This window comes from Streptomyces spongiae (assembly GCF_009377185.1).
Classification (GTDB): Bacteria; Actinomycetota; Actinomycetes; order Streptomycetales; family Streptomycetaceae; genus Streptomyces; species Streptomyces spongiae.
Window position 1 is genome coordinate 1 of record NZ_VJZC01000564.1, and the last position, 6,443, is coordinate 6,443.

General features: G+C 71.2%; 6 protein-coding genes. 4 read left to right on the top strand and 2 right to left on the bottom strand.

Translation table 11 applies throughout. The features are described from left to right. Positions 1–2,213, bottom strand: a 2,213-nt coding sequence (locus FNH08_RS41515) for a molybdopterin oxidoreductase family protein (RefSeq protein ID WP_322726309.1), incomplete at its 3' end; no start/stop codon positions are given. 350 nt (positions 2,214–2,563) lie between these two features. Here FNH08_RS41515 and FNH08_RS41520 point away from each other — a divergent pair. The 4 genes from FNH08_RS41520 (at position 2,564) to FNH08_RS41535 (ending at position 5,338) form a co-directional block, all read left to right on the top strand. Further along, positions 2,564–2,959: a cell division protein SepF gene (locus tag FNH08_RS41520; RefSeq protein ID WP_322726310.1), complete on the top strand. Its 396-nt coding sequence runs from the start codon at positions 2,564–2,566 to the stop codon at positions 2,957–2,959. A gap of 86 nt (positions 2,960–3,045) precedes the next feature. Next, positions 3,046–4,272, top strand: coding sequence for an AAA family ATPase (locus tag FNH08_RS41525; RefSeq protein ID WP_152776693.1), 1,227 nt, complete (start codon positions 3,046–3,048; stop codon positions 4,270–4,272). A gap of 53 nt (positions 4,273–4,325) precedes the next feature. Next, positions 4,326–4,667, top strand: a complete 342-nt coding sequence (locus tag FNH08_RS41530; protein ID WP_322726311.1) for a nucleotide pyrophosphohydrolase — start codon at positions 4,326–4,328, stop codon at positions 4,665–4,667. A gap of 200 nt (positions 4,668–4,867) precedes the next feature. Continuing rightward, complete coding sequence (locus FNH08_RS41535) at positions 4,868–5,338, top strand: DUF6099 family protein (RefSeq protein ID WP_152776694.1); 471 nt, start codon at positions 4,868–4,870, stop codon at positions 5,336–5,338. 85 nt (positions 5,339–5,423) lie between these two features. On the opposite strand, the gene FNH08_RS41540 is transcribed toward FNH08_RS41535, so the two are convergent. Next, a complete protein-coding gene (locus FNH08_RS41540; RefSeq protein WP_152776695.1) occupies positions 5,424–6,290 on the bottom strand; it encodes a PhzF family phenazine biosynthesis protein in 867 nt (288 codons plus the stop codon). Positions 6,291–6,443 lie beyond the last annotated feature (153 nt).

Below are 6,443 nucleotides of genomic sequence, written 5' to 3' on the forward strand. Positions count from 1 at the left end.
GGGTCTGGGGGCGGAGCCCCCAGAGAGGATGGGACGGGTAGGGGCGGCGGGGGCGAGGAAACCTTCGCCAGCCCCACCGCACACACCTTCAACTCCGGCTGGAACGACAGCGGATCGACCGCGTCACTCGTCACCGCGTTGATGCTCAGATACTCCCCGAACAGGTCGTTCCAGTGGAACGGCGCGAAGCAACACCCCGGCCGCACCCGCTCGGTCACGACGGCGGGCAGCACCGCCCGCCCACGCCGCGAGGCGACCTCGACCGAGTCACCGTCCTCGATGCCCAGCCCGGCGGCGTCCCGCGGATGCAGCTCCACGAACGGCCCCGGATTCAGCTTGTTGAGCTTGGCGACCCGGCCCGTCTTCGTCAGCGTGTGCCACTGGTGCTGCAACCGCCCGGTGTTGAGCACGAACGGATAGTCGTCGTCCGGCATCTCCGCGGGCTCCATGTGCGGCCGCGCGTGGAACACGGCCCGCCCGCTCGCCGTGGGGAACACCGGGGCGCCGCTCTCCACGTACCGGATCGGGTTGCGGTCCGGCCCGTCCTCCGTGGGCGCCGGCCACTGCACGGACGTCGAGCGCAGCCGCTCGTACGTCACCCCGCGCAGGTCCCACCCGGTCTTCGGGTTCCATGCCTGCTTGATCTCCTCGAAGATCTGCTCGGCGCTGTCGTACGAGAACCCCTTCTCGTAGCCCATCTCACGGGCGACCGCCGCGATCAGCCGCCAGTCGGCCATCGCCTCGCCGGGCGGGTCGGCGGCGGGCCGCGCGAGCGTGAGGTTGCGCTCGCTGTTGATGAGGACGCCCTCGGTCTCCGTCCACATCGCGCCGGGCAGGACGACATCGGCGTACGCGTTGGTCTCGGTGTCGGTGAACACGTCCTGCGTGACGACGAACTCGGCCGCCTCCAGGCCCTCGATCACGGTCCTGCGGTTGGCCATCGACGCGACGGGGTTGGTGCAGATGATCCAGCAGGCCTTGATCTCGCCGTCCGCCATCTTCTGGAACATCTCGACGGTGCCCTGCCCGACCCCGTCCTTCCGCAGGGTCTGAGGCGCCAGCCCCCACAGCTCCTCGATGAACGCCCGCTCCTCGTCGACGAGTACGGACCGCTGACCGGGCAGCCCCGGCCCCATGTACCCCATCTCACGCCCGCCCATGGCGTTGGGCTGCCCGGTGAGGGAGAACGGGCCGCTGCCGGGCCGGCAGACGGCACCGGTGGCGAGGTGCAGATTGACCAGGGCGTTGGTGTTCCAGGTGCCGTGTGTGGACTGGTTGAGGCCCATGGTCCAGCAGCTGGTCCACTCGGCGGCCTCACCGATGAGGCGGGCCGCCTCGCGTATGTCCTCCTCCGCGAGGCCCGTGATCCGGGCGACGGCGTCCGGCGCGTAGTCCGTGAGGAACTCGGGCATCGCCTCCCAGCCCTCGGTGTGCGCGGCGATGAAGTCGGGGTCCGTGTCCCCGTTCTCGTGCAGCAGGTGCAGCAGGCCGTTGAGCAGCGCGAGGTCCGTGCCGGGACGTATCGGCAGGTACAGGTCGGCCTTCTCGGCGGTCGCCGTGCGCCGCGGGTCGACCACGATCAGCTTGGCGCCCGCCTTCACCCGCTCCATCATCCGCAGGAAGAGGATCGGGTGGCAGTCGGCCATGTTCGAGCCGATGACCAGGAACAGGTCCGCCTTGTCGAGGTCCTGGTACGAGCCGGGCGGCCCGTCGGCGCCCAGCGACAGCTTGTATCCCGTGCCCGCGCTCGCCATGCACAGCCGGGAGTTGGACTCGATCTGGTTCGTGCGCATGAAGCCCTTGGCGAGCTTGTTCGCCAGGTACTGGGCCTCCAGGCTCATCTGCCCGGAGACGTAGAAGGAGACCGCGTCGGGACCGTGCTCGTCGATGATCGCGCGCAGCCGCCGTGCGGTTTCGGCCACGGCGTCGTGCACGGGCGCGGGGACGGGCTCGTCACCGCGGTCGTCCCGGACCAGTGCGGTGGTCAGCCGTCCCGGCGCGGCCAGCATGTCGGCCGTGGTCGCGCCCTTGGTGCACAGGCGGCCGAAGTTCGCGGGGTGGGACTTGTCCCCGGACGCCTTCAGGACCGTACGCCGTCCGTCCGGGCCCATGCCGATGTCCAGGACCATTCCGCACCCGACACCGCAGTACGAGCACACGGTCCGCACCTGCGTCCCTGTGCGGCTGGTGCTCTGCGGGCCCTGTGCGGCCACGGGCGGCCCCTTCCTGGTCGGCGACTGAGCGGTCCGATCGGGGTGATCGGTCCGATCGGTGTGATCGGTGTGCCCGGTCGGTGTTTGGTGGGATATACGGATTCCGGCTCCGGAACGTTGCCTGGCGGGGTCGAGCGTACGAATTGCCCGTTACGCCGATGTCACATGACCCGATCATGAGGGGTTACGTGGGCCACACAGTGACCGCGTGGAGGCTGTGAGGGGTCGAAGAGTGACGCATTCCGGCCGTTGTGCGCTTGAGCAGGTAGCGGTCCGTGTCGCTGTTGAGCCGAACGGGTGACCATGCGTAAGAATTGGCTGGTGCAGACTTTGAGTACGAGCCAGGGGGAGTGCCGGTGAACAGCCACGACGTCACCGACGAACAGTGGGAAGGGCTCGCCCAGGTCGTGCCGTTGCGGGGCCGGGACGCATGGCCGTCCGCGGTCGGCCACCGCTCGATACCCGAGGCCGAGACAGAGGCCCGCCGCCGCTTCGTAGTGCTGCGGGTCAACGTCTTCGCGGACGCCCGCGATGTCGCCGAGACGCTGATGGCGGGGGTTCCGGTACTGCTCGACCTCTCGGGTGCCGAGACCGAGGTCGCCAAGCGGGTGCTGGACTTCAGTACGGGCGTCGTGTTCGGTCTGGCGAGCGGGATGCACCGGGTCGACCGGAACGTGTTCCTTCTCACGCCGCCGGGTACCGAGGTGCGGGGGCTCATGGAGGGGGCCGGGATTCCCGGGGTCTGACGCGGCGGATCGCGCGCTCCCCCGATCGTAGGAAGGTCATCGGGGCGGAACGGTTCGCCCGGTCGGCGGGTGGCTACCGTCCGTGCATGACCGCGCCGTCTCTGTCACCGCCGGGTGCCTCCGCGTCCGCCTCCGCCGTCAGTGTTCCGCCCGAGGTGGAGGCGCGCGCGGAGCGGCCCGGCATCACCGAGCTGAGACTCTCCGCCTTCGCCGGGCACCGGGGCGCCGTGTTCCCGCTGGGGCCGGTGACCCTCCTCGCCGGGAGCAGTGGCAGCGGCAAGTCCACGGTCCTGCGGGTGTACGAGGCGCTGGCCCGGCTGGGCGGCGGGGCCGAGCTGGGGGAGGTGTTCCCGGACCCGGTCGCGTGCGTGCCGGAGCGGGCCCGGCCCGATGCCCGGCGCCGGCGCGGCTTCCGCGTCGGCTGCACGGCCGACGGCCCCGAGGGACCCGTACGGCTCGATGTCGCCGTGCAGGCCGAGCCGGAACTCCGCATCGTGGGCGAGCGGTTGACCTCCGGCGGGCAGATCCTGCTGGAGACGGCCCTGCGTGACCCGAGCCGTCCCGTCGTCCAGGCGGCCTGGCACACGGCGGGCTCGGCGCCGGTCACCCGCGGTCCGCTCCCGGACGACCGCCTGGGCACCGCTCTGCTGCCCCTTCGTGTCGCGGGCAGGACCGACGGCCAGCGCCGGGTGCTCGCCGCCGCCGAGCAGACGGTCGTCGCCCTGCGGTCGGTGTTCGCCTGCGACCCGCGGCCGGAACCCATGCGGGCGGCGGTACGGCTCGGAGCGGGCCGGCTGCTGCGAGGCTGCGACAACCTCGCCGAGGTGCTGTGGCGTACGCGCACGGAGTGCGGGCGGCGGCACGTACAGCTCGTCGCGACGGCCCATGCCGGGTGCGCGGGTCCGGTCGCGGACGTGCTGGCGGAGCCGCTGGGCGACGGGACGGTACGGGCGCTGCTGGACCGGGGCGACGGGGTGCGGACACCGCTGGGGCTGCTGGTGGACGGGGAGTTGAGGTATCTGGCGCTGGCCCTGGTGCTGATGACCGGACCCGGGGTCCTGGAGGTCGACCCGGTGGGCGAGGTGCCCGCGGCGCTCCAGGCGCTGACGGTCCTGGCCGACGGCTTCGACCGCGCCCTCGACGCGCGGCAGGCGGGGGAGCTGGCCCGGCTCGCGGTGCGCATGGGGGCGCGTGGGCACATCCGGCTGGTGGGCGCGGTGAGTGACGCGTCGTGGGCCGCGGGGGTGGCCGGGGTGAGCGTGGTGGACCTGGACGCCCGAGGGGGACGACCGGCGGCTGACGAGGCCGGGTGATGGACCCGGGTGACAGACCCGGGTGACAGACCCGGGTGATAGATCTGGGTCCCGTGAACGAACTGGATGTGGCGGGCCTGCAGCGGCGGCTCGCCGACTTCGCGGCCGCCCGTGACTGGCAGCGGTACCACACCCCCAAGAACCTCGTCGCCGCGCTCAGCGTCGAGGCGTCCGAACTCGTCGAGATCTTCCAGTGGCTGACGCCCGAGGAGTCGGCGCGCGTGATGGAGGACGCCGGTACCGCCCACCGCGTCACCGACGAAGTCGCCGACGTACTGGCGTACTTGCTCCAGCTCTGCGAGGTGCTCGGCATCGACGCTCTGGCCGCGCTGGACGCGAAGATCGACCGCAACGAGCGGAGGTTTCCTCCCAAGGGCTCTCGGGGGCTCCCGTAGGGGAGGAACCGATTCCAACAGGAAGCCTTCAATCCGCTTGTCACTCTCCGGAGTTAACGAGTTGTCCACAGCCGACGGGTTGTCCACAGATTTCGGGCTTCCTCTGGCTTTTCGTCCCGTGTGCCTTCACTCTGGGTAGTGGACAGTGGAGTTCGGGCGGACGTGCGATGAGCGCGTCAAGACAGACGGGGACGGTTCGCATGGACGCGATGCGGCTCATCCTGGCGAGCAGGCGTGCCCTGGCGGGGAGCGGGGAGGAGCGGGAGATCATGACGGAGGCGTGGCAGGCACAGGCCCTGGCCCAGGCGATCGGGAGCCGCCTGGCGGTGTCGGGCCCACCCGAACTGCGGGGTGAGGCACTGGGGCTGACCGAGTTGGCGGGCAGAGGCTGCGGGGTCCTCGATGTCCCGCGGCTGGACGTGGGAGCCTTACGCGCCTCGCAGCTCACCGAGTTGGGGGACGCGCGCCAGGCCCTCCTCAGCCTTGGCGGCCTCCTGGGCGAGGTCGGCATAGCGCTCGTCGGCCTCGCCTCGGCGGCGGACGACGAGACGACGTACTGGCAGTGCATGGAGGCCATCGACGCGGCCGAGGAGTCCCGCGACAGGGTCCGGGAGATGTTGCGCCGCCTCGCGGTCCGGGAGCAGGCGGTTCCGGAGCGCGAGGCGGGGTGAGCGCGGGCGTGGGTGTGGGCGTCGGTCGTGTGGTGACGCCGGTGTTGTCGGTGGTGCTGGTGGCGTTCTCGGTGGTGACCCGGTCCTAGTCGATCGCCGAGGCCGTGCCGGACACGGTGATGCCGCCTTCGGCCGGGATGCTGACCCGGAGCACACTGGGCCGGCCGACGTGCCTGCCCTGGTGGATCGTGATCGTGGTGGGCGCGTCGAGCAGTCCGGTGTCACGGAGGTACGCGCCGACGGACGCCGCCGCGGAGCCGGTGGCGGGATCCTCGGTGATCGCGCCGACGGGGAAGAGGTTGCGCGCCTCCAACTCCCCCTCCTTCCCCTCGCCGAGCGCCTTCAGGACGGTGACCGTGCCGAGCCATCGCCGTTCGTCCATGAGCGCGCGCAGGACGTCCGGGTCGAAGGTGAAGCCGTCGAAGGTGTCTTGAGAGGCCAGGACGAGGACGGGATGGACGTTGCCGGCGAACGCCTCCCGCGGCGGACGGTCGGCGTCGAGATCGTCGTGCGAGAGGCCGAGGACGTCCAGCAGCCGCTCCAAGACGTCCGCGTCGATGGGCTCCACCCGGGGCTGGACGCTCGTGAACGACGCGGTCACCTGCCCGTCGGCCCGTGTGATGTCGATGCGCACCTCTCCGACAGGGGTGTCGAAGAGAAACGCCTCGGCGTCGACCCGCTCGGCCAGCGCGACTGCCGTCGCCACGGTGGCGTGCCCGCAGAACGGCACCTCGGCGACGGGCGAGAAGTACCGCATGCCCACGCGGGGCGGCTTCTCATCCTCCGGCGGGCGTACGACGAACGCGGTCTCGGCGTACCCCACCTCGGTCGCGACGGCCTGCATCTCCGTGTCCGACATCCCCCGTGCGTCCAGCACCACTCCCGCCGGGTTCCCCCCGGAGGGGGTCGCCGGAAAGGCCGCCAGCCGCAGCACAGAACCAAGATCACTCATCGTCGCAACCCCCTCGTGTGTCCTGTTACGTCGAGGCGAGCCTTTCACGGCGGCGGTGGCGCGGTCGCGGCGATTGTCGGCGAACGCGCCGGGTCGCCCCTGACGGGAGGCTTACTGGTCCGCTGTGGGGGAGCGAGGGGGTCAGGCGGGGTC